The following is a 23,554-nucleotide window of genomic DNA, read 5'->3' as shown; positions in this document are numbered from 1 at the left end:
TTCTGGAAGCTGTGTAGCCCGGGGGCCTGCAGATCCTGTTGGATGGCTGGCCGCGACCGCCCGCCTAGGGCGCGTCGCCGTGGACTGATGTCCGGGCAGTGATTCTGTAGGTAACGATACGGGATAGGCTGCGGCAGAGGATTGCGAAGATTGCTCAGATAAATAGCACTTGCGCAATTTTTAACCCTGGATCGATAATTCACCGCAATCCGAACAGAAAAGGCCTTTTCCATGAGCAAACTTGACCGCTACGACCTGAGCATCCTCGCCGAATTGCAGCGCGACGCGCGCATCTCCAATCAGGAGCTGGCCGAGCGCATCGGCCTGTCGCCATCGCCGTGCTCGCGTCGGGTCAAGCAACTGGAAGACGACGGCTATATCTCACGCCAGGTCGCCCTTCTCGATCGCAAGAAGCTCGGCCTGAGCCTGACCGCCTACGTGCTGATCGGCATGGACCGGCACACGCCGGAGCGCTTCGAAACCTTCGAAGCCGCCATCCGCAATCTGCCGCAGGTGCTCGAATGCAGCCTGGTCACCGGTATGGATGCCGACTACCAGCTCAAGGTGGTGGTGCCGGACATGGACCACTATCAGAAACTGCTGCTGGGCAGCCTGACCCGTATCGAAGGCGTGACCAGCGTGCGTTCGAGCTTCGTGCTCAATCAGGTACTGGCGAGCACCGAGCTGCCATTGACCCACCTGCGCTAAACGCCCGCTCGCCCGCGTATAATCGCAAGCTCAGCCTGCCTGGAGAACACAGATGGATCCCGCCGTATTCGAAGAGTGGATGATGATCGTGCTGGTCACCGTACTGATCGGTTTCATGGGCTTCATTGTCTGGGACCTGGCGAAAAAGTCCAAGGCGGGGCGCTTTGGCACGCTGATCCTGTTCTTCGTGCTCGGCCTGGGAGTGCTGGCGTTCATCATCAAGAGCGTGGTGGTGGCGTTTCTCGAAGGGGTCTAGGCCGTTAACGTGTGAGCTTCGGGGCCACTTCGCGCCAACACCCCTGCTCCAGCCCATCCAGCGCCCATTCACCAATCCGCACCCGCACCAGGCGCAAGGTCGGCAAGCCCACTGCAGCAGTCATCCGCCGCACCTGGCGATTACGCCCCTCGCGAATCACCAGCTCCAGCCAACTGGTCGGCACGCTCTTGCGAAAACGTACCGGCGGATTGCGCGGCCATAGCTCGGGCTCGTCGAGGCGCCGGGCTTCAGCAGGCAACGTAGGCCCGTCATTGAGCTCCACACCATCGCGCAATCGCTGGATCTGTTCGTCGCTCGGTTCGCCTTCCACCTGCACCCAGTAGGTCTTGGGCAATTTGTGCTTCGGATCGGCAATACGCGCCTGCAGCCCGCCATCGTTGGTCAGCAGCAACAAGCCTTCACTGTCTCGGTCGAGCCGCCCGGCCGGGTAGATGCCCGGGATGTCGATGAAATCCTTGAGCGTCGCGCGCCCTTCTCCGTCGCTGAACTGGGTCAGCACGTCGAATGGCTTGTTGAACAGGATCAGGCGTGGCTCGGCCGGTGGCGCCTTGGGCTGGCGACGGGGGCCGACAGGCCGCGCCTGGGGGCGGCGCGGCTTGGAACGGGGTGGCAGTGGCATGGATCCTCAGCGGAACGGCGGCTCATCGAAGCTGCGCAGTTTACGCGAGTGCAACGAATTGAGCTCGGTGCGCAGCAGGTCGAGGGCGGCGATGCCGATTTTCAAGTGCTGGCTGACCGCACGGTTGTAGAAGGCATTAGCCGAACCCGGCAGCTTGATTTCACTGTGCAGCGGCTTGTCGGAGACGCACAGCAAGGTGCCGTATGGCACCCGCAGGCGATAACCCTGGGCAGCGATGGTGCCGCTTTCCATGTCCACCGCCACGGCACGCGACAGGTTGATCAACGGTCGTTCCTGGGCCCAGCGCAGCTCCCAGTTACGGTCATCGTAGGTGAGCACGGTGCCGGTGCGCAGGCGCTTCTTCAGTTCTTCGCCACGCTCGCCGGTAACCTGTGCCGCAGCCTCCTGCAGCGCCAGCTGCACTTCGGCCAGGGCCGGAATCGGAATGTTCGGCGGCACCACACGGTCGAGAATGCCATCGCGGCGCATGTAGGCGTGGGCCAAGACATAGTCGCCGATGGTCTGCGACTGACGCAGGCCACCACAGTGGCCGATCATCAGCCAGCAGTGCGGGCGCAGCACCGCCAGGTGGTCGGTAATGTTCTTGGCATTGGACGGGCCGACGCCGATATTGACCAGGGTCACGCCATCACCGTCGCCAGCGATCAGGTGGTAGGCCGGCATCTGATAGCGGTGCCAGACCACGCTGGCCACCAATGCCTGGGTTTCGCCGTGGTCCATGCCCTTTTCGATCACCACGTTACCCGGTAGCACCATGCGCACGAAGCGCGGGTCTTCGCGTAGCTGCTCGAGGCCGTGGCTGATGAACTGGTCGACATAACGGTGGTAGTTGGTCAGCAGGATCCAAGGCTGTACGTGGCGCCAGTCGCTGCCGGTGTAATGCACCAGGCGGCGCAGCGAGAAGTCCACGCGGGCGGCATCGAACAGCGCCAGTGGCAGGGTTTCGGCATTGCCCCAGTCGCACAGGCCATCGGCGATGTTGTCGGTAGCTGCGGACAGGTCGGTGCTGGGGAACACCCGCGCCAGTTCGGCGGCGGTGATGCCACTGCCAGCCAGCTCATCACCCTGGTCGACCACATAGGGGTACGGGATGTTCTGCTCGCTGACGCCGACTTCCACGGTCACCGTGTAGTCATGCATCAACGGGCGCAGCTGCTCCAGCAGGTAACCCCGGAATGCCGCAGGCTGGGTAACGGTGACGCTGTAGGTGCCCGCCACCTGGACCTTGGCATAGGCACGCGTGGTGGCGGCCACTTCACCGTGGCTGTAATAGGTCAGGCGCAGTGCCGGGTAGCGGTACAAGGCGCGCTCGTCGGCACCCGGCTCGGTACGGTCCTTCAGGTAACGCTTGAGGGCCTGGCTCAGAGCCCCGGTGGCCTGTTCATGCAAGGCCGCCAGACGGTCGACGGCCTGTTCGGGGGTATCAACGACTACAAAAGCTTGGCTCACACTGGGCTTCCTGTCTGGAAATGCATGTCAGCCATCTTGCCTGCCTTTGTTGCTAAATACATCCCCGGTGGTCAGCCGTCATATTCAACTTGGCCAGGCCGGTGTCGCCCGCGCCACCAGTGCCCCGACATCGATGCCACGCGGCAAGGCGCCATACACCCGCCCGCCACCGGTCAGCCGACTCCCGATAAAGGCATCGCTGACCACGGCATTGCCTGCTTCCAGCAACAGCTTGGCCTGCAGTGCCAAGGCAATGTCCTCGGTCAACTGACGTGCCCGGTACTGGATATCGCTGGTATCGGCGAAGGCCCCCTTGAGGTTGCCGATATGCGTGGCCAGACGCGGGTCGCCGTGCCCGTCGCCCAGCTCGGCGAACAGCGCATCGAGCACCCCGGGTTCCTTGGACAACGCCCGCAACACGTCCAGGCACTGCACGTTGCCGGAACCTTCCCAGGTCGAGTTGACCGGCGCTTCGCGATAAAGCCGTGGCAGGATGCTATCTTCGACATAACCGGCACCGCCCAGGCACTCGGCGGCCTCGTTGATCATGGCCGGTGCCCGCTTGCAGATCCAGTACTTGCCCACCGCCGTGACCAGCCGCGCGAAGTGCGCCTGCTGCGGATCGTCGAGCTGCTCCAGGGCTTGCCCCATTCGCAGGCTCAGGGCCAGAGCGGCCTCGCTTTCCAGGGCCAGGTCGGCCAGCACGTTCTGCATCAGGGGTTGTTCGCTCAGCACCCGGCCGCCGACCTTGCGATGGGCGCAATGGTGTGCCGCCTGGGTCAGCGCCTGGCGCATCAACGCACTGGAGCCGACCATGCAGTCGAAGCGGGTCATGGCAACCATCTCGATGATGGTCGGCACGCCTCGCCCCTCCTCTCCCACCATCCACGCCAGGGCACCGCGAAACTCGACTTCGCTGGAGGCGTTGGAGCTGTTGCCCAGCTTGTTCTTCAGGCGCTGGATGTAGAACTGGTTGCGGCTGTCATCAGGCCGATGGCGCGGCAGCAGGAAACAGCTCAGGCCCTTGTCGGTTTGCGCCAGGGTCAGGAAGGCGTCGCTCATCGGTGCCGAGCAGAACCACTTGTGCCCGACCAGTTCGTAGGCCTGCCCCGGGCCGGGGCTGCCGACCGGATAAGCGCGGGTGGTATTGGCGCGCACGTCGGTGCCACCCTGTTTCTCGGTCATGGCCATGCCAAGGGTCACACCGGCCTTGTGGCGGTCACCGACATTGCGCGGGTCGTATTCGCGGGCGAGGATCTTCGGTAGCCAGTATTCGGCCAGCTCGGGCTGCAAGCGCAAAGCCGGCACGGCTGCAAAGGTCATGGTGAGCGGGCAGCCGCTACCGGCCTCGGCCTGGCTGTGCAGGTAGGTCATCGACGCCCGCGCCACATGGGCGCCGGGGCGAGGTTCGGCCCAAGGCAAGGATGGCAGGCCGTGTTCGACGGCGGTGCGCATCAGCTCGTGATAAGCGGGGTGGAACTCGACCAGGTCGATGCGATGGCCGTAGCGGTCATGGCTGCTGAATTCCGGCTTGTGCGCATTGGCCAGGAAGCCTGCGGCCATCAACGGCCCGCCGGCCAAGGCACCATAGGCGTCGATCCGCGCTTCGGCCCAACCGGCCCCGAAACGCCGCGACCACTCCTGCAGCGGCAGGTCGAGGCGGTACAGGTTGGCACCGTCGAGTGACGGCGGTTGGTTGGTGACTTCGTGGGTTTCAGCGTACTGGTGCAGGTTCATTGGGAGCTCCTGGATCCGGGCATGCCTGAAAGGCCCAGTGAAGCACTCCCTGCGGGTCAGTCAAAGTGACAATAATGACTAAACATGTGGCCAGCAGCCCTGGAAAAGCCCCCTGAATCAGAATCGAGTAGCACCCGACACAACTCTGCCCGGCGGGATCTGCACCTGTGCAATCGCCACATTCAAAGTCAGCTCGAAGCGGCTCCCCAACCCACGCGTCGACTCATGGGACAGTTTGGCGTCGAGCAGTTCGGCCAACTGCCGACAGATCGACAAGCCAATACCGAGCCCGCCGTAGCGCCGGGTCATCGAACCATCCACCTGGAAGAACCGCTGATAGAGAATCGCTTGGTCCAGGTCATCGAAACCGATGCCACTGTCACTGATGGTGAAGGTCAACGCCAGGCTGTCCGGGCCAAGGCGACGGCCACGGACCTGCACCATCACTCCACCGTGATGCGTGAACTTCAGGCCGTTGTCCACCAGGCAGCCCAGGCAGCGGGCAACTTTTTGCGCATCGCCCAGCAACTCGTCGGGCAGCTCGGCGGGGATATCCAGGCTCAGGTACAAACCCTTGCCCAGGGCTGTTCCGGCATAGCCGGCACGCAGGTCCTGCAGCGTGCGCCGCAGGCTGAACGGCAGCGCCTGCGGGCGCATGCGGCCGGCCTGCAGCTCGGTCAAGGTGAGAATGTCGTCAACCATGCCCATCATGTCCTGGGCCGAGCCGACTGCGGTGCGATGGTACTGAGCCATCTCGGCGGTCATGGGCAGTGTGTGCATCAATTCCAGCGAGCCGATCACGCCATTCATCGGTGTGCGCAGTTCGTGGGTAACGGTGGCGAGGAACTCGTCCTTCAGATGATTGCTCCTGGCCAGTTGCTGGTTCATCTGCTCCAACGCCTCGCCGGTATCACGCAGGGTCTGCGCCTGCTGTTCGCGCATGCTGTTGATGCGGTCGGCCAGCGCCAGCGACAGCAATGCCACCTCCAGCGCCGAGCCCAGCTGGCTGGAATACATGGTGATGAACAGGTTGGGCAGGTAACCCAGCACCATCAGAGTATTGACCAGCCCGCCAAGCAGGAATGCCGTCCAGGCGATGATGAACCAACGCGCCACACGCAGGCCACGTACCCAGGCATACAACCCTGCGGCAAAGATACCCACAGTGAACAGCAGGGCCAGCACCGTGGCCATGCGCAAGGCTATTCCGTAGCGCATGCTCACCGACAACACCATCACCAGCACGCCACCGAGCATCAACAGCTGCAGCAGCCGGTCGAAGCTGCGGCTGATTTTGCCCAACTGCAGGAAGTGGCGCGCGAACTGGCAACCGAACAGGCCCGTAGCGCCGATGAACAGCGGCGTCGCGGCGTTGGCCCACCACGGGCTGTCAGGCCAGAAGTAGGCAACTCCTGCGCCGTTGACCGACACCTGATAAAAGCCGAACGAGGCAATGTAGAGGATGTAGTAGAGGTAACTGGCGTCTCGCACGCTGAGGTAGATGAACAGGTTGTACACCGCCATCACCAGCAGCACGCCATAGATCATGCCCAGCACATAGAGGCGGGTCGGCTGGTCTTCCATGTAGGCTTCGGCTGACCACAGCGCTAGCGGTGCCTGTACCGAACCCTGACTGTGCAGGCGCAGGTAGGCGGTGATCGACTGTCCGGGCTGCAGCGGCAATTCGAACAGGTAATTGTTCTGGCGTATCTGCCGGCTGTCGTAGGGCAAGGCGTCGCCGGTACGCTGGGCCAGGCGGAACGTGCCATCGCTGCCCGGCAGGTACAGCTCGATATGGTCCATGGGAGGGTAAGCCAGCTCCAGCAACCACTGGCGCGGCTGCGCATCGGCAGAGGCCACATAGTGCAGGTCGACCTTGAGCCAGAACACCGAAGTCGAGTAGCCGGCGTTCAGCACGTCCTGGTGATGCGTGCGGAAACGGCTGGCAAAGATCGGCGCGCTGACCTGGGCAATGCTTGCGCTACCATCACGGTCCTCATAGACCTGCATGATTTTGCCCAATGGAAGGTGCCGGGTCGCCTCGTCGAATTCGACGGCTCCGGCCAGCACGGGCAGCAAGCCCAGAAGCACAATCAGCAAATAGCGCATACAGCCCCAGCATGGCTTGTCCGGTCGCGTCGCGATGGCCTCCGATCCTTTTGAGACGACGAAATCCGGCAGAGCCCGTTTGTCGAGTTATCCGAGCACTCTAGCATAGCTTTCAACGCTGTCGACGGGCTACTGTGATTTTCAAAGAAAAGGCTCTAGAACAATGCTTTCAAAGAAAATTAACAAAATAATCTGACCGCTCGATCAACAAATCTCGTTTGTAGGACGATCCGCACAAATGGGTTTGGTGGTAAGCTCGCCGACCATGAATACCTACAGCTCCCGCCCCGTTGTCCTCTGTCTCTCCGGCCACGACCCAAGTGGCGGCGCCGGCTTGCAGGCAGATATCGAAGCCCTGATCGCCCAAGGCTGTCACGCCGCTCCTGCCGTGACCGCCCTGACCGTGCAGGATACCGTCAACGTTTCCGACTTCCGCGTGCTCGACCGCGAGTGGGTCCTGGCCCAGGCCAATGCCGTGCTGGCCGACTCCACGGTCGCCGCCGTCAAGCTGGGCATGCTCGGCTCGATCGACATGGTTGACACCGTCGCCGAACTGCTCAGTGCCCACCCGCACCTGCCGCTGGTCTGCGACCCGGTGCTGCGTGCCGGTGGCGGTGGCCGCCTGGGCAAGGACGAAGTCGGCTATGCCTTGCGCGAACGCCTGCTGCCGCTGGCGACCATCGCCACGCCGAACCTGCCAGAGGCGCGCATTCTGGCCGAACTGCCTGAAGGCACCGCCGACGAGTGTGCCGAAAAACTGTTGCCGTACTGTAAACACCTGTTGATTACCGGTGGTCACGGCGACGAGGATGAAATCCACAATCGCCTGTACAGCCGCGACGGCCAGAGCCACACCTGGACCTGCCAGCGTCTGCCGGGCAGCTACCACGGCTCGGGCTGCACCCTTGCCAGCGCCCTGGCAGGTCGGCTGGCCCTTGGCGAGCAACTGCAAAGCGCGGTGAAAAGCGCCCTGGACTACACCTGGCGCACCCTGCGCGATGCCGAACAGCTGGGCAAGGGCCAGTACGTTCCGCGCCGCCTGCCCCTGGATTTCTGCTCCTGATACGAGGCTTTAAATGAAGCTACGCGGCCTGTACGCAATCACCGATAGCCAGCTGCTCGCCGGCCGTTTCCTGTCTCACGTCGAAGCCGCGCTGGAAGGCGGTGTGTGCCTGCTGCAGTACCGTGACAAGAGCGACGATGCCGCCCGGCGCCTGCGCGAGGCCGAAGCGCTGATGAAGCTTTGCGAGCGCTACAACACCCAGCTGATCATCAACGACGACGCCGAACTGGCCGCGCGCCTGGGCGTCGGTGTGCACCTGGGCCAGACCGACGGCCCGCTGACACCGGCTCGCGCGCTGCTCGGCCGCCAGGCGATCATCGGCTCCACCTGCCACGCCAGCCTCGAGCTGGCCGCCCAGGCTGCCAGCGAAGGCGCCAGCTACGTGGCCTTCGGCCGCTTTTTCAATTCCGTCACCAAGCCCGGTGCGCCGGCTGCCAACGTCGATCTGCTGGAACAGGCCCGCGCCCAGGTGAAACTGCCGATCGCCGTGATCGGTGGCATCACCCTCGACAACGCCGCCCCGCTGATCGCCCATGGCGCCGATCTGCTGGCGGTGATCCACGGCCTGTTTGGTGCCGACAGCGCGCAAGAAGTCACCCGCCGCGCCCGCGCCTTCAACGCCCTGTTCGCTTCCTGATTTCGAGAGAAGATCCCATGTCCCGTTCCGAAGCCCTGTTCGCCCAAGCCCAGAAGCACATCCCTGGCGGCGTCAACTCGCCGGTCCGCGCTTTCAAGAGCGTCGGCGGCACCCCACTGTTCTTCAAGCATGCCGAAGGCGCCTACGTCGTCGACGAAGATGACAAGCGCTACGTCGACTACGTCGGCTCGTGGGGCCCGATGATTCTCGGCCACGGCCACCCGGACGTGCTCGATGCGGTACGCCGCCAGCTGGAGCACGGCCTGTCCTACGGCGCACCGACTGCGATGGAAACCGAGATGGCCGACCTGGTCTGCTCGCTGGTGCCGTCGATGGAAATGGTACGCATGGTCAGCTCCGGCACCGAAGCGACCATGAGCGCCATCCGCCTGGCCCGCGGCTACACCGGCCGTGACGCCATCATCAAGTTCGAAGGCTGCTACCACGGCCACTCCGACAGCCTGCTGGTCAAGGCCGGTTCCGGCCTGCTGACCCAAGGCGTGCCCAGTTCGGCAGGCGTACCGGCGGACTTCGCCAAGCACACCCTGACCCTGCCGTTCAACGACATCGCTGCGGTCGAGAAGACCCTCGCCGAAGTCGGCCAGACCGTGGCCTGCATCATCGTCGAGCCGGTGGCCGGCAACATGAACTGCGTACCGCCGGCGCCAGGCTTCCTCGAAGGCCTGCGCGAGCAGTGCGACAAGCACGGTGTGGTACTGATCTTCGACGAAGTGATGACCGGTTTCCGCGTCTCGCTCGGCGGCGCCCAGGGTTACTACGGCATCAAGCCAGACCTGTCGACCTTCGGCAAGATCGTCGGCGGTGGCATGCCGGTCGGCTGCTTCGGTGGCAAACGCGAAATCATGGGCTGCATCGCCCCGTTGGGCCCGGTCTACCAGGCCGGCACCTTGTCGGGCAACCCGCTGGCCATGGCCGCCGGCCTGACCACCCTGAAGCTGATCAGCCGCCCAGGCTTCCATGACGAACTGACCGCCTTCACCAGCCGCATGCTCGATGGCCTGCAGCAACGTGCCGATGCTGCGGGTGTGCCGTTCGTCACCACTCAGGCAGGTGCCATGTTCGGCCTGTACTTCAGCGGTGCCGACGATATCGTCACCTTCGACGACGTGATGGCCAGCGATGCCGAACGCTTCAAGCGCTTCTTCCACCTGATGCTCGACGGTGGCGTGTACCTGGCGCCGAGTGCGTTCGAGGCCGGCTTCACTTCAATCGCCCACGGTGAGAAAGAGCTGCAGATCACCCTGGATGCGGCTGAGCGGGCGTTCGCTGCACTGAAGTAATGTGGCAACTGTGCCGGCCTCTTCGCGGCTTAAGCCGCTCCACAGAGACCGGCACAGGCAATAAAAGCCCCTGCACAATCAGTTATCTTCCCCACCCGGACAGTTTTTCGCGTAAAACTTTGTAAGGTTGGCGCTGCTTATCCCATAATGTGCCACCAGAGACATTGGCCGCAGCTTTGCAGAGGTAAGTCGATCCCCATGAACCGCACCGGCCGCGCCCTGACCTTGGGCTGCCTGTTGCTTCTTCAGCCCCTGCTGGCTATGGCGGAGGGCGGTAACTCGTTGCTGATTCCGGCAACGGGGCGCTGCACGCTCAATGTTCAGCCAGAAGACCTGCAGAACGCGCTGAAAGCTTGCGAGGAGACAGCGGCGACCGGGGACGCCCAGGCACAGTTCGAGCTGGGCGAGTACTACTACACGCTAACGCCGAAAAACCTGAAAAAGGCCCTGGACTGGTTCGAAAAGGCCTCGCTGCAAGGCCACGCCGAAGCCCAGTACCGCCTTGGCGCCATGTTCTTCCATGGCGAAGGGGTCAAGGCCAACAACGTGCAGGCCTATATCCTGCTGAAGATGGCCGCGGTCAACGGCGCCGAGGATGCGCTGGACATGGCCGACGAAGTGACCGAGCAAATGCCGCGCGACGAGCTGGAGCACGCCACCCAGGTGCTAGGCCAGATCTTCCGCAAATACCTGCTGGAACTGCAAAACGCCGAAGGGCGCACGCCGTTCTCACCACTTCCCTGATTCTTACTTCTCCGGCATCGGCATGGGGAACGGCATCACATTGCCACTGGCCTTGGCCTCGCTGATCTTGGCCGTGCCCAGGCGCTCCACCTCATCGATGCGCACGATCGAATGCATTGGCACAAAACTGCGGATCACCCCTTCGAACTGATTTTTCAGCTTCTCTTCGCTCGGGTCGACCACCACCTGGGTGCGTTCGCCAAAAACGAACTCTTCGATTTCCAGAAAACCCCACAGGTCGCTCTGGTAGATCTGCTTGGCATACATCTCGAAGACTTGCCCCTGGTTGAGGAAGATCACTTTATAGATGGCGGGTTCGCGTTTGCTCATGTTCGGCGGGATAACACATGCGTAAGAAAAGGCGCGCATCATAGCAGAGCAGGCCCTGGCCTGCGCAGGTACACGGCCTGTAGCAACCCTTGATCGTTTCAGTGCTTTCGCCACTGCCCTTCAAGGGTTATTCTTGAGTTCACATTCATTGCCGTCGAGCGGCTAAAAACGACCTTGAACGCACCCATACAACCCCATCGTTTCATCCTCGAACCTTTCGAGGCCCACCGTTTCGCCAACTTGTGCGGCCAGTTCGACGAGCACCTGCGCCTGATCGAACAACGCCTGGCTATCGAAATCCGCAACCGCGGCAACCAATTCGAGCTGATCGGCGAACCCAAGACCACTTCCGCTGCCGAACAACTGCTGCGCCGCCTCTATCGCGAGGCCAAGGCCACAGACCTGTCGCCGGAAACCGTGCACCTGTACCTCCAGGAGTCGACGGTGGAGAACATCGACAACCCGGCGGTCAACGAGGTCAGCGTCTCGCTGCGCACGCGCAAGGGCAATATCCGCCCCCGCGGCGTCAACCAGCAGCGCTACGTCAAGGAAATCCTCGGCAACGATATCAACTTCGGCATCGGCCCGGCCGGTACAGGCAAGACTTACCTTGCCGTGGCCTGCGCCGTCGATGCCCTGGAGCGTGAGCAGGTGCGCCGCATCCTGCTGGTGCGCCCGGCGGTCGAGGCAGGCGAAAAGCTCGGCTTCCTGCCTGGCGACCTGGCCCAGAAGATCGACCCGTACCTGCGCCCTCTGTACGACGCGTTGTACGAAATGCTCGGCTTCGAGCACGTGGCCAAGCTGATCGAGCGCCAGGTGATCGAGATCGCCCCGCTGGCTTACATGCGCGGCCGCACCCTGAACAACAGCTTCATCATCCTCGACGAGAGCCAGAACACCACGCTCGAGCAGATGAAGATGTTCCTCACCCGTATCGGCTTCGGTTCGACCGCGGTGATCACCGGTGACATCACCCAGGTCGACCTGCCCCGTGGCACCAAGTCGGGCCTGGCCCATGTTATCGAAGTGCTCAGGGACGTACCGGGGATCAGCTTCACCCATTTCCAACCCAAAGATGTGGTTCGTCACCCACTGGTGCAGCGTATCGTCGAGGCCTACGACCGCTTCGAAGCGCGCCAGGCCAAGCCCGAGGTCCCCGGCAAAGATGCTTGAACTTGACCTGCAACGGGCCACGGATGCTGCCGCCCCGGATGACGCCGCCTTCCGCAGCTGGTGCGAGCTGGCCCTGCGCCAGCGTACCGCCGACTCGGAAATGACCATTCGTCTGGTCGACGAAGCCGAAGGCCGCGAACTCAACCACACCTACCGGCACAAGGACTACGCGACCAATGTGCTGTCGTTCCCGGCCGACGTGCCCGATGAGCTGCTCGACATCCCACTGCTGGGGGACCTGGTGATCTGCGTGCCGGTGGTCGAGCGCGAGGCGGCCGAACAGGGCAAGTCACTGGAAGCGCACTGGGCTCACCTGGTCATCCACGGTTGCCTGCACTTGCTCGGCTACGACCACATCGAAGACGATGAGGCCGAGGAAATGGAAGCACTGGAACGGGAATTGCTGGCAGAACTGGGTCACCCTGACCCGTACGCCGACGATGAAAACGAACCTCTCACACACTGATACACCAAGGATCACGAGAACCGCCATGAGCGAAGATCGATCGAGCAACGGGCAAAAGTCCTGGCTGGGTAAACTGACCCAGGCTTTTGCCCATGAGCCGAAAAACCGCCAGGAGCTCCTTGAGCTGCTGCGCGAAGCCCATCAGAACAAGCTGCTCGACAGCGAAGCGCTGACCATCGTCGAAGGCGCCATCCAGGTCGCCGACCTGCAGGTTCGCGACATCATGGTTCCGCGTTCGCAGATGATCAGCATCAAGGCGACCCAATCGCCGCGCGAGTTCCTCCCGGCCGTCATCGACGCCGCCCACTCGCGCTACCCGGTGATCGGCGAAAGCCATGACGATGTGCTCGGGATCCTGCTGGCCAAGGACCTGCTGCCGCTGATCCTCAAGGAGAACGGCGACAGCTTCAACATCAAGGACCTGCTGCGCCCGGCCACCTTCGTGCCGGAGTCCAAGCGCCTGAACGTGCTGCTGCGGGAGTTCCGCGCCAACCACAACCACATGGCCATCGTCATCGACGAATACGGCGGCGTGGCGGGCCTGGTGACCATCGAGGACGTACTGGAACAGATCGTCGGTGACATCGAGGACGAGCACGACGTCGAGGAAGACAGCTACATCAAGCCGCTGCCCAGCGGCGATTTCCTGGTCAAGGCACTGACCCCGATCGACAACTTCAACGATTTCTTCGACAGCGAGTTCTCGGATGACGAGTTCGACACCGTCGGCGGCCTGGTGATGAGCGCCTTCGGCCACCTGCCCAAGCGCAACGAGACCACCGAGATCGGCGCCTACAAGTTCCGTATTCTCAATGCCGACAGCCGGCGGATACACTTGCTGCGCCTGACCCCGATCACCCGCTAAGGACAAACATGCGTTGGATCACCCGCCCCGGCTGGCCCGGTAACCTGCTGGCCCTGGCGGCCGGCGCATCGACCCTCCTGGCCCTGGCGCCGTTCGACATCTGGCCGCTGGCCCTGCTGTCCATCGCCCTGCTCTACCTTGGCCTGCGCGAGCTCAGCCCGCGCCAGGCCATGTGGCGTGGCTGGTGGTTCGGCTTTGGCCTCTACGGCGCAGGCACCTGGTGGATCTACGTCAGCATGAACACCTACGGCGGCGCCTCGCCGCTGCTGGCGATCGTGTTGCTGCTGGCGTTCTTCGCCGCCCTCGCCTGGTTCTTCGCCTTGCCCACCTGGTTGTGGGCGCGCTGGTTCAGGCGTAATGAGGCGCCCCTGGCCGACGCCCTGTGCTTCGCCGCCCTGTGGCTGTTGCAGGAGGCCTTCCGTGGTTGGTTCCTTACCGGCTTCCCTTGGCTGTATGCCGGTTACAGCCAGCTCGATGGCCCGCTGGCGGGCCTTGCGCCGCTGGGTGGCGTGTGGCTGATTTCCTTCGCCCTGGCACTGAGCGCCGCGCTGCTGTGCAACCTGCACCGCTTGCGCGAGCGCCCGTCGTTCCTGGCCATCGGTGCAGTACTGCTGCTGGCACCGTGGGTGATCGGCATGGCCCTCAAGGGCCACGCCTGGACCAAGCCAGCCGGAGACCCTCTCAAGGTTGCCGCCCTGCAGGGCAACGTCGAGCAAGACCTGAAATGGGACCCGGCGCACATCGACGCGCAGCTGGCGCTGTACCGCGACATGAGCTTCAGCTCCAAGCCGGTTGACCTCCTGGTGTGGCCGGAAACCGCTGTGCCGGTGCTCAAGGACCAGGCCCAGGGCTACATCGATGTGATGGGCCGCTTTGCCGCCGACCGGCATTCAGCGCTGATCACCGGCGTGCCGGTGCGTGAAGTGGTGCATCACCAGCGCCGCTTCTACAACGGCGTCACTGTTACCGGCGAAGGCGACGGTACCTACCTCAAGCAGAAACTGGTGCCGTTTGGCGAATATGTCCCCTTGCAGGACCTGCTTCGCGGCGCGATCGAGTTCTTCAACCTGCCGATGTCTGACTTTGCCCGCGGCCCGGCGGACCAGACACTGCTGCAGGCCAAGGGCTACCAGATTGCGCCGTTCATCTGCTATGAGGTGGTCTACCCCGAGTTCGCCGCAGGCCTGGCAGCACGCAGCGACCTGCTGCTGACCATCAGCAACGACACCTGGTTCGGCACCTCGATCGGCCCGCTGCAGCACCTGCAGATGGCACAGATGCGTGCGTTGGAGGCCGGCCGCTGGATGATCCGCGCCACCAACAACGGCGTGACTGCACTGATCGACCCGTTTGGCAAGATCACCGCAGAAGTGCCGCAATTCCAGCGGGCTGTGCTGTATGGCGAAGTGGTGCCGATGCAGCAGCTGACGCCTTACCTGCAGTGGCGATCTTGGCCGCTGGCCATTCTGTGTGTGCTGTTGCTGGGTTGGGCGCTGCTGGCCGGGCGTATCGCCAAGACAGTTTGAGGCTTCCTGCACTGGCCTCTTCGCGGGACAAGCCCGCTCCTACACGGCAACGCATTCTGTTGTAGGGGCGGGCTTGCCCCGCGAAGAGGCCAGTGCAGGTGCAACAAGGCTCAGTAGAACAACCGATACCCCACCAACCCCACCGCTTCATTGAGCAACTGCCCGCTTTGCCACATGGCCCGGCTCTCGGGCAGCAAGCCACCGAACGGCCGTGCATGATCGCGCCCCAGGAACCCCACCGGTGCCGGCACCACCTCGAACCCGGCCCGCTCGAAGCTCCAGCGTGAGCGCTGCATGTGCCACGCCTGGGTCACCACCACCACGCGGCGTATACCCAGCGGCCGCAACACCTTGGCGCTCAGCTGGGCGTTCTCCCAGGTGGTGCGACTGGCTTCTTCCTTCCATTTCACCTCGACGGCGAAATCTTCGCGCAGGCGATCCGCCATCAACTGTGCTTCGCTAGGCGGCGTACCGTAATGCAAACCACCGCTGGTCAGCACCGGCAACCCCGAGGCTTTCGCCAGCCGAGCAGCAAAACGCATGCGCTCAAGGGCCGTAGCCGCAGGCTGGTCATCACCGCCCCAGGCCGGGTCACCGCGTTCGCGCCCAGCGCCAAGCACGACGATGGCGTCCGCCCTGCTCGCCAGGCCGGCCCAATCACCCGTCGACAGAGGCGGCTCGGTCTCCAGCAGGCGGGCGGACTCCTGCACCACCAGCGGCAAGCTCATCAGCCACAGGCCTCCCAGCCCCACGGCAAAACACAGCGCCGCCAGCCGCGGGCGCCGCCTGCGCAACCACCACGCAGCGAGCAGCAGCAGAAACAGGACGCCAGGCGGCATCAGCCATTGCTTGATGAAGAACCGAATCGGCATCGACACACCTCCATGGAAGGTGTGCAGCCTATAGAGGATCGACGCCGGCCAACAAGTCCGGGCCGGCGTCGATCATGGGAAGTGTGTTGAAGAACCGGCGCGCGATAGCCCGCGCCTGGCGTCCTGAACGGCTAGCGATGTGGCAGCGTCCTGGATCTCGCCGAATTGGCGGGGCGTTTCTTGTCCTTGAGCCAGATAATCTTGGCCGTTGCCGGTTCCGCTTGCGGGAATGTACCGGCGCAGGCATTTCGGCGTTCCGGGAGGGACTCCAGGTAAGCCTTGATCACTTCGAACTCTGCATGGCTCAAGCCACGCAACTCCAGTTCGGCTGGCATCTCGTCGCGTAATCTCACCGAGGTCCTGGCGACTTCCAGTGCCAGGCCAAGACGGTCGATCAGGCGTTCGTAAAGCTCCGGTTTGCTTGCGGGTAGCTGCGTCTCTCCCATCCGTTCACCTCATTGAAGATAAAGATTATCTCCCCCCACACCTGAGCTTAGCGTCGCAGCAAAAAGCAGCCGGATGCCGCGACCAGCGGGCATTCGCAATCAAGGTTTCCCACGATGCGCGGCGCTGCTGTATGCTACGGCGTTCACTCTAAACGACACCGGAGTGCCGGACGCAGCGAGGTTCCGCTGCCTGGAACAAGGTCTCTTCTCTCTCAGCAAAAAGTAGCCATGCACGAACAATACACGCCCCGTGATATCGAAGCCGCCGCCCAGAACTTCTGGGACGAGCAACAATCGTTCGCTGTTACCGAACAGCCAGGCAAGGACACGTACTACTGCCTGTCGATGTTCCCGTACCCGAGCGGCAAGCTACACATGGGCCACGTGCGCAACTACACCATCGGTGACGTGATTGCCCGCTACCAGCGCATGCTGGGCAAGAATGTCCTGCAACCGATGGGCTGGGACGCCTTCGGCATGCCTGCGGAAAACGCGGCGATGAAGAACAACGTCGCCCCGGCCAAGTGGACGTACGAAAACATCGACTACATGAAGACCCAGCTCAAGAGCCTGGGCCTGGCCATCGACTGGGCGCGTGAAGTCACCACCTGCAAGCCGGACTACTACCGCTGGGAACAGTGGCTGTTCACCCGCCTGTTCGAGAAAGGCATCATCTACCGCAAGAACGGGACCGTGAACTGGGACCCGGCCGACCAGACCGTACTGGCCAACGAGCAGGTCATCGACGGCCGTGGCTGGCGTTCGGGCGCGCTGATCGAGAAGCGCGAAATCCCGATGTACTACTTCCGCATCACCGACTATGCCGACGAGCTGCTGGAAAGCCTCGACGAGCTGCCGGGCTGGCCTGAACAGGTCAAGACCATGCAGCGCAACTGGATCGGCAAGTCGCGCGGCATGGAAGTGCAGTTCCCGTTCGACCAGGCCAGCATTGGCCACGAAGGCACCCTGAAGGTCTTCACCACCCGTCCGGACACCCTGATGGGCGCCACCTACGTCGCCGTTGCCGCCGAGCACCCGCTGGCCACCCAGGCCGCCCAAGGCAACCCGGCACTGCAGGCGTTCATCGACGAATGCAAGAGCGGCAGCGTCGCCGAGGCCGACATGGCCACCCAGGAGAAGAAGGGCATGCCCACTTCCCTGTTCGTCGAGCACCCGCTGACCGGCGAGAAACTGCCGGTGTGGGTCGCCAACTACGTGCTGATGCACTACGGCGACGGCGCCGTGATGGCGGTGCCGGCCCACGACGAGCGCGACTTCGAGTTCGCCCACAAGTACAACCTGCCGGTCAAGGCCGTGGTGCGCACCAGCGCTGGCGATGACGTCGGCGGCGAGTGGCTGGCCGCCTATGGCGAGCATGGCCAGCTGATCAACTCCGCCGAGTTCGACGGCCTGGACTTCGCCGGTGCCTTCGACGCCATCGAAGCGGCCCTGATCCGCAAGGAGCTGGGCAAATCGCGTACCCAGTTCCGCCTGCGCGACTGGGGCATCAGCCGCCAGCGCTACTGGGGCTGCCCGATCCCGATCATCCACTGCCCATCGTGTGGCGACGTACCAGTGCCGGAAGACCAGCTGCCAGTCACCCTGCCGGAAAACGTGGTGCCGGACGGCGCCGGTTCGCCGCTGGCACGCATGCCCGAATTCTACGAATGCAGCTGCCCGAAATGCGGCGCCGCAGCCAAGCGCGAAACCGACACCATGGACACCTTCGTGGAGTCGTCCTGGTACTTCGCCCGCTACGCTTCGCCGAACTACGAAGGTGGCATGGTCGACCCGAAAGCGGCCAACCACTGGCTGCCGGTCGATCAGTACATCGGTGGTATCGAACACGCGATCCTGCACCTGCTGTACGCGCGCTTCTTCCACAAGCTGATGCGCGACGAAGGCCTGGTCACCTCCAACGAGCCGTTCAAGAACCTGCTGACCCAGGGCATGGTGGTCGCCGAGACCTACTACCGCGTGGCCAGCAACGGCGGCAAGGACTGGTTCAACCCGGCCGACGTCGAAATCGAGCGCGATGCCAAGGCCAAGATCATCGGCGCCCGCCTGAAGACCGACGGCTTGCCGGTGGAAATCGGCGGCACCGAGAAGATGTCGAAGTCGAAGAACAACGGCGTCGACCCGCAATCGATGATCGACCAGTACGGCGCCGATACCTGCCGCCTGTTCATGATGTTCGCCTCGCCGCCCGACGCGAGCCTGGAGTGGTCCGACTCCGGCGTCGAAGGTGCAAGCCGCTTCCTGCGCCGCGTATGGCGCCTGGCCCAGGCTCATGTTGCCCAAGGGCTGCCGGGCAAGCTGGATGTCGCCGCACTGGACGACGCGCAGAAGGTCATCCGCCGCGCCATCCACGCCGCGATCAAGCAGGCCAGCACCGACGTGGGCCAGTTCCACAAGTTCAACACCGCCATCGCCCAGGTGATGACCGTGATGAACGTGCTGGAAAAGGCCCCGCAAGCCAGCGAACAGGACCGTGCCCTGCTGCAGGAAGGCCTGGAAGCCGTGACCCTGTTGCTGGCACCGATCACCCCGCACATCTCCCACGAGCTGTGGAAGCAGCTGGGCCACGATCAGGCTGTCATCGACGCTGGCTGGCCGGCGGTCGACGAGAGCGCCCTGGTACAGGACAGCATCACCCTGGTAGTGCAGGTCAACGGCAAGCTGCGCGGCCAGGTGGAAATGCCCGCCGCCGCCAGCCGCGAGGAAGTCGAAGCCGCTGCCCGCAGCAACGAAAACGTCCTGCGCTTCATCGATGGCCTGACCATCCGCAAGGTCATCGTGGTACCGGGCAAACTGGTCAACATCGTCGCCAACTGATGGCAACGCCCACCTGCACCCCATGCGGGTGGGCGGTATCGGCCCACAAGGGAGCAACAACATGATCAAACGCAATCTGCTGGTAATGGGCCTGGCTGTCCTGCTCAGCGCCTGCGGTTTCCAGCTGCGCGGCACCGGCACCAACGCCCTGAGCGTCAAGGAGATGGACGTCAGCGCGCGCAACGCCTACGGCCAGACCGTGGTGCAATTGCGCCAGGCACTTGAGCGCAGCGGCGTCAATGTGCACACCGGCGCACCTTATCGCCTGGTACTGACCAACGAGCAGGAAAATTCGCGCTCGGCGAGCTACGCCGGCGGCAACAGCACAGCCGAATACGAGCTCACCACCACGCTCAACTACAGCATAGTGGGCCTGAACAACCTCGAGCTGCTGAGCGACAAAGTCGACGTACGCAAAGTGTATGTGCGTGACGGCGGCAATATCACCGGCTCCGATCAGGAAGCCCAGCGGGCGCGCGAAGAAATGCGCCGCGACCTGGTGCAGTCGATGGTTGCGCGCCTGCAACTGCTGAGCCCTTCGCAGCTCGATGAGCTGCAACGCAAGGCCGACGCACGCGCCAAGGCTGAAGCTGACGCACTGGAGGCCGCGCGCCGCCAGCAGGCGGAAACGCCGCAGCAGTCGCCTCTGGAAGTCCCGGGCAACTAAGCCCGCGCGGGGCACTCCGGTGCCCCTCCTGCTCCCATGAAACTCGCCCCCGCCCAACTCAACAAGCACCTGCAAGGCAGCCTGGCCCCGGTCTACGTGGTCAGCGGTGACGACCCGCTGCTGTGCCAGGAAGCTGCCGACGCCATCCGCAATGCGGCGCGCCAGCAAGGTTTTGACGAGCGCCAGGTGTTCAGCGCCGACGCCAACTTTGACTGGGGCACCCTGCTGCAAGCGGGTGCCAGCCTGTCGCTGTTCGCCCAGCGGCGTCTGCTGGAGCTGCGCCTGCCTTCAGGCAAGCCCGGTGACAAAGGCGCTGCGGCGCTCATGGAGTACTGCGCCAAGCCCGCCGAAGACACCCTGCTGCTGATCAGCCTGCCCAAGCTCGATGGCAGTGCGCAGAAGACCAAGTGGGGCAAGGCACTGATCGAAGGTGCCCACTGCCAGTTCATCCAGATCTGGCCGGTGGATGCCCAGCAATTACCCCAGTGGATCAACCAGCGCCTGTCTCAGGCCGGGCTGTCGGCCCAACGCGACGCGGTCGACCTGATCGCCGCACGGGTCGAAGGCAACTTGCTGGCCGCCGCCCAGGAAATCGAAAAGCTCAAGCTGCTGGCAGAAGGCAACCAGATCACCGTCGAAACGGTGCAGGCTGCTGTGGCCGACAGTGCGCGCTTCGATGTCTTCGGGCTGGTTGATGCCATCCTTAATGGCGAAGCCGCGCATGCCCTGCGCATGCTCGAAGGCCTGCGTGGAGAAGGCGTGGAACCTCCGGTGATTCTCTGGGCACTGGCCCGTGAATTGCGCTTACTGGCCGGGCTCGCGCAACAGTTCAGTCAAGGTGTGCCGCTGGACAAGGCGTTCAGCCAGGCGCGCCCACCCGTCTGGGACAAACGCCGACCACTGGTCAGCAAGGCCCTGCAGCGCCTCTCGGCACAGCGTTGGGCGCAGTTGCTGCAGGATGCCCAGCGTATCGATGCGCAGATCAAGGGGCAGGCCGAGGGCTCGCCCTGGACCGGGTTGTCGCGGTTGGCGCTGTTGATGGCCGGGCAGCGATTGGTGCTTCCTTCGGAATAAGTTCGAAGCGGCCCCAAGGTCTCAGCCATAAACACAATCAATTGGCCCCGCCACCCTCTCAGGCCTAGAGTGCACCCCGAAACCCACCCAATCGGGAACCCCGCCATGAGCAAGAAGCCGAAAAAGCACGGCCCCAACAAGGCCAAGTCGATCATCGCCCAACCGCTGTTCCACTGCCGCCAGGAACGACCGGAAAAGGGCAAAGGCAGCTACCGCCGCGAAGCCTTCCAATCGAGAGATTGGGAGGCTTCCTACTTTTTGGCCGCATGAAAGCATCGCAAGCGCAGGCATGATATGGTCGGCACCTGACCTGCAATTCTGGATCTGTGCATGCTCTTGAGTCTTCTCCCCCGTTGGAATTCCCGCCAGTTGCTCGCGGCCTCCAGCTTCATCCTGCTCGTCGCCTGCGCGGAAAAACCCACCGCCGCCGACGCCCTGCCGCTGGCCCCCGCCCAGCCTGCCCCGGTGGTTACCCTGCCTGGCGCCACGCCCGACGTCAGCACTGAAATACAGCCGCTGCAAACCTTCGCTCAATGGCAAGCCGGTTTCCGTCAACAGGCACTGCAGGCCGGCATCGCGGCAAGCACCTTCGACAGTGCATTTCTCGGCGTCACGCCAGACATGGACGTGATCAAGGCCGACCGCAGCCAGCCCGAATTCACCCGCCCGGTGTGGGAGTACCTCGATGGAGCGCTGTCGCCCCTGCGCGTGCGCAATGGCAAGAAGCTGCTGGAACAGAACGCCGATCTGCTGACCCGCATCGAGCAGCGCTATGGCGTCGACCGCCAGGCGCTGGTGGCGGTATGGGGCATGGAGAGCAACTTCGGCCAGTTCCAGGGCAGCAAGTCGGTGATCCGCTCGCTGGCCACCCTGGCCTATGAAGGGCGTCGCCCACAGTTCGCTCAGGACCAGCTGATCGCCGCCCTGCAGATCATCCAGCATGGCGATATCCAGCCTGAGGCCATGCGTGGTTCGTGGGCCGGTGCCATGGGCCAGACCCAGTTCATCCCGACCACCTACAACACCTACGCGGTGGACTTCGACGGTGACGGCCGTCGCGATATCTGGAACAGCACACCCGATGCCCTGGCCTCGACGGCCAACTACCTGCAAAGCTCGGGCTGGAAGCATGGCCAGCCGTGGGGTTTCGAAGTGCAGGTGCCAGCAGGCTTCGACTATTGGCAGGCCGACGGCGCGCTGCGCAAGCCGGTCTACGAGTGGCTGCAGATGGGCGTGAAACTACCGGCGGGTACCCAGCTGCCAGCCGGCAGCAACCAGCTGTCAGCGGCCCTGCTGTTGCCGGCCGGTGCCCGTGGACCGGCGTTCCTGGTGCTGGACAACTTCCGCGCGATCCTCAAGTACAACAACTCGTCGTCCTATGCCCTGGCGGTGAGCCTGCTGGGTGATCGCTTCTCGGGCTGGGGCTTCATCAGCGGCAGTTGGCCGAAAGAAGACCTGCCATTGAGCCGCAGCGAGCGGATGGAGTTGCAGAATCTGCTGAATGCCAGCGGGCATGAGGCGGGGAACCCGGATGGCATCATCGGGGCCAATACCCGCAAGGCGATTCGTAATGCCCAGCAGCAGCTGGGGTGGCCGGCGGACGGTTATCCAACCCACAAGCTGCTCGATAGCCTGCGTCAGCGCTGATGCACATGGGGCCGCTTGGCGGCCCCGGCTATTTCAAGCCTTGAACAAATCCTGATCCAGCATCAGCGTCTGCTTATCACTGTCCAGCCTCACCCAGGCCCCCAGCGGCAAGCACACATTCGGATCACAATGCCCACTGCGCCACCCGGCCAGCACCGGCACGCCCAGCGGCCCGAAGGTCTGCTCCAGCAGTGGAACCAACGCCGCAACGGTTATTCCGGCAAAATCCCCCACTAGTACGCCCTTGATGCCCTTTAGCTTGCCTGCCAAGCGCAACTGGGTCAGCAAACGATCCACACGATACAACGGCTCGTTGACGTCCTCGATGAACAGGATGCAGCCTCGGGTATCGATTTCCGCCACCGTCCCCAGGGTCGCCCCCAGCATCGACAGGTTCCCCCCCAGCAAGCGACCGCTGGCGACACCGGGTATCACACAACTCAAGGCGAAGTCGCCCGGGTGGACAATCTGATCACCCTCCCCCAGCAGCCCGGCCAACTGCGCCAGCAGCGACGACTCGGTCGGCTGCAACTTGGCCCCCAACAGGTCGGCATTGAGCATCGCGCCGTGGAAGGTGATCAGCCCGGTACGCTGATAGATCGCCGTGTGCAGCGCGGTGATATCGCTGTAGCCGATCAGCGGCTTGGGGTTGCAACGAATCAGCTCGAAATCGAGCCTATCGAGCAGGCGCATGCTGCCATAGCCACCGCGCATGCACAGGATCGCGTCGACCTCAGTATCGGCAAAGGCCGCATGTAGGTCCTGCAGGCGCTGCTCGTCGCTACCGGCCAGGTAACCCTCGGCCTCGTGAACGCCCGGGTAGATACGGCAGCGGTAGCCACGCTCGGTGAACCACTGGCCAGCCTTCTGCACATCCAGACGGGCCGGGCCGGCCGGAGCAACGATGGCGAAGCAGGCACCTTGCGACAATGGACGGGTTAGGTAGGACTCAATATTCTCAGGGCAATTCATCGCACAACTCCTTGCT

The 23,554-nt window shown here is 63.4% G+C and carries 23 protein-coding genes; 15 read left to right on the top strand and 8 right to left on the bottom strand.

What is annotated here, in order from left to right; genetic code table 11:
• Positions 1–231 precede the first annotated feature (231 nt).
• Both BGP85_RS16400 and BGP85_RS16395 read left to right on the top strand, forming a co-directional pair.
• Positions 232–708 carry an Lrp/AsnC family transcriptional regulator gene (locus BGP85_RS16400; RefSeq protein ID WP_003249795.1) on the top strand — a complete coding sequence of 159 codons (477 nt, stop codon included), beginning with the start codon at positions 232–234 and terminating at the stop codon, positions 706–708.
• 52 nt (positions 709–760) lie between these two features.
• Positions 761–964 carry a DUF2788 domain-containing protein gene (locus BGP85_RS16395; RefSeq protein WP_103448855.1) on the top strand — a complete coding sequence of 68 codons (204 nt, stop codon included), beginning with the start codon at positions 761–763 and terminating at the stop codon, positions 962–964.
• A gap of 4 nt (positions 965–968) precedes the next feature.
• Here BGP85_RS16395 and BGP85_RS16390 read toward each other — a convergent pair whose 3' ends face one another.
• The 4 genes from BGP85_RS16390 to BGP85_RS16375 form a co-directional block, all read right to left on the bottom strand.
• Positions 969–1,604 (bottom strand): pseudouridine synthase, encoded by a 636-nt coding sequence (locus tag BGP85_RS16390; protein ID WP_103448854.1) that lies wholly within the window; start codon positions 1,602–1,604, stop codon positions 969–971.
• Positions 1,605–1,610: 6 nt separating this feature from the next.
• Entirely contained in the window at positions 1,611–3,074 is a 1,464-nt protein-coding gene (amn, locus tag BGP85_RS16385) for an AMP nucleosidase (protein WP_103448853.1), read from the bottom strand.
• Between the two features lie 84 nt (positions 3,075–3,158).
• The gene (locus tag BGP85_RS16380) at positions 3,159–4,811 is read right to left on the bottom strand and encodes an acyl-CoA dehydrogenase family protein (RefSeq protein WP_103448852.1); all 1,653 of its coding nucleotides are present in this window, start codon (positions 4,809–4,811) and stop codon (positions 3,159–3,161) included.
• A gap of 117 nt (positions 4,812–4,928) precedes the next feature.
• A complete protein-coding gene (locus tag BGP85_RS16375) occupies positions 4,929–6,920 on the bottom strand; it encodes a sensor histidine kinase (RefSeq protein WP_103448851.1) in 1,992 nt (663 codons plus the stop codon).
• Positions 6,921–7,185: 265 nt separating this feature from the next.
• Here BGP85_RS16375 and BGP85_RS16370 point away from each other — a divergent pair, with 265 nt between their 5' ends.
• The 4 genes from BGP85_RS16370 to BGP85_RS16355 all read left to right on the top strand — a co-directional run bounded on the left by BGP85_RS16370 (position 7,186) and on the right by BGP85_RS16355 (position 10,665).
• On the top strand, positions 7,186–7,983 hold the full coding sequence (locus tag BGP85_RS16370; protein WP_103449865.1) for a hydroxymethylpyrimidine/phosphomethylpyrimidine kinase: 798 nt from the start codon (positions 7,186–7,188) through the stop codon (positions 7,981–7,983).
• 13 nt (positions 7,984–7,996) lie between these two features.
• Positions 7,997–8,620, top strand: coding sequence for a thiamine phosphate synthase (gene thiE, locus BGP85_RS16365; RefSeq protein WP_103448850.1), 624 nt, complete (start codon positions 7,997–7,999; stop codon positions 8,618–8,620).
• A gap of 17 nt (positions 8,621–8,637) precedes the next feature.
• Positions 8,638–9,921 (top strand): glutamate-1-semialdehyde 2,1-aminomutase, encoded by a 1,284-nt coding sequence (gene hemL / locus BGP85_RS16360; RefSeq protein ID WP_103448849.1) that lies wholly within the window; start codon positions 8,638–8,640, stop codon positions 9,919–9,921.
• A gap of 198 nt (positions 9,922–10,119) precedes the next feature.
• Entirely contained in the window at positions 10,120–10,665 is a 546-nt protein-coding gene (locus BGP85_RS16355) for a tetratricopeptide repeat protein (RefSeq protein ID WP_103448848.1), read from the top strand.
• Positions 10,666–10,668: 3 nt separating this feature from the next.
• Here BGP85_RS16355 and BGP85_RS16350 read toward each other — a convergent pair whose 3' ends face one another.
• A complete protein-coding gene (locus tag BGP85_RS16350; RefSeq protein WP_103448847.1) occupies positions 10,669–10,995 on the bottom strand; it encodes a DUF1820 family protein in 327 nt (108 codons plus the stop codon).
• Between the two features lie 174 nt (positions 10,996–11,169).
• On the opposite strand from BGP85_RS16350, the gene BGP85_RS16345 reads away from it, so the two are divergent.
• Genes BGP85_RS16345 through lnt form a run of 4 tightly spaced genes read left to right on the top strand, consistent with a single transcriptional unit; the run spans position 11,170 to position 15,025 of the window.
• Positions 11,170–12,168, top strand: a complete 999-nt coding sequence (locus BGP85_RS16345) for a PhoH family protein (protein WP_103448846.1) — start codon at positions 11,170–11,172, stop codon at positions 12,166–12,168.
• The gene (gene ybeY, locus BGP85_RS16340; protein ID WP_103448845.1) at positions 12,161–12,634 is read left to right on the top strand and encodes an rRNA maturation RNase YbeY; all 474 of its coding nucleotides are present in this window, start codon (positions 12,161–12,163) and stop codon (positions 12,632–12,634) included. Before BGP85_RS16345 ends, ybeY begins: the two co-directional genes overlap by 8 nt.
• 25 nt (positions 12,635–12,659) lie before the next feature.
• Positions 12,660–13,499, top strand: a complete 840-nt coding sequence (locus tag BGP85_RS16335) for an HlyC/CorC family transporter (protein ID WP_103448844.1) — start codon at positions 12,660–12,662, stop codon at positions 13,497–13,499.
• Positions 13,500–13,507: 8 nt separating this feature from the next.
• Entirely contained in the window at positions 13,508–15,025 is a 1,518-nt protein-coding gene (gene lnt, locus BGP85_RS16330; RefSeq protein WP_103448843.1) for an apolipoprotein N-acyltransferase, read from the top strand.
• 110 nt (positions 15,026–15,135) lie between these two features.
• Here the strand turns inward: lnt and BGP85_RS16325 are convergent, their stop codons facing one another.
• The gene (locus tag BGP85_RS16325) at positions 15,136–15,897 is read right to left on the bottom strand and encodes a YdcF family protein (RefSeq protein ID WP_103448842.1); all 762 of its coding nucleotides are present in this window, start codon (positions 15,895–15,897) and stop codon (positions 15,136–15,138) included.
• A 131-nt stretch (positions 15,898–16,028) separates the two neighbouring features.
• Complete coding sequence (locus BGP85_RS16320; protein WP_103448841.1) at positions 16,029–16,343, bottom strand: hypothetical protein; 315 nt, start codon at positions 16,341–16,343, stop codon at positions 16,029–16,031.
• A gap of 228 nt (positions 16,344–16,571) precedes the next feature.
• On the opposite strand from BGP85_RS16320, the gene leuS reads away from it, so the two are divergent.
• From leuS to BGP85_RS16295, 5 genes are all read left to right on the top strand, one after another.
• Positions 16,572–19,178: a leucine--tRNA ligase gene (leuS, locus tag BGP85_RS16315; protein ID WP_103448840.1), complete on the top strand. Its 2,607-nt coding sequence runs from the start codon at positions 16,572–16,574 to the stop codon at positions 19,176–19,178.
• 61 nt (positions 19,179–19,239) lie between these two features.
• Positions 19,240–19,845, top strand: a complete 606-nt coding sequence (locus BGP85_RS16310) for an LPS-assembly lipoprotein LptE (protein WP_103448839.1) — start codon at positions 19,240–19,242, stop codon at positions 19,843–19,845.
• Positions 19,846–19,881: 36 nt separating this feature from the next.
• Positions 19,882–20,919 carry a DNA polymerase III subunit delta gene (gene holA / locus BGP85_RS16305; RefSeq protein WP_103448838.1) on the top strand — a complete coding sequence of 346 codons (1,038 nt, stop codon included), beginning with the start codon at positions 19,882–19,884 and terminating at the stop codon, positions 20,917–20,919.
• 105 nt (positions 20,920–21,024) lie between these two features.
• A complete protein-coding gene (gene arfA, locus BGP85_RS16300; RefSeq protein WP_103448837.1) occupies positions 21,025–21,189 on the top strand; it encodes an alternative ribosome rescue factor ArfA in 165 nt (54 codons plus the stop codon).
• A 60-nt stretch (positions 21,190–21,249) separates the two neighbouring features.
• Complete coding sequence (locus BGP85_RS16295; RefSeq protein WP_103448836.1) at positions 21,250–22,566, top strand: lytic murein transglycosylase; 1,317 nt, start codon at positions 21,250–21,252, stop codon at positions 22,564–22,566.
• 33 nt (positions 22,567–22,599) lie between these two features.
• On the opposite strand, the gene BGP85_RS16290 is transcribed toward BGP85_RS16295, so the two are convergent.
• Positions 22,600–23,538: a S66 peptidase family protein gene (locus BGP85_RS16290; protein ID WP_103448835.1), complete on the bottom strand. Its 939-nt coding sequence runs from the start codon at positions 23,536–23,538 to the stop codon at positions 22,600–22,602.
• Positions 23,539–23,554 lie beyond the last annotated feature (16 nt).

It is taken from the genome of Pseudomonas putida, assembly GCF_002906855.1.
In the GTDB taxonomy this organism is placed as follows: Bacteria; Pseudomonadota; Gammaproteobacteria; order Pseudomonadales; family Pseudomonadaceae; genus Aquipseudomonas; species Aquipseudomonas putida_N.
This window is presented reverse-complemented; position numbering and strand designations above follow the sequence as displayed.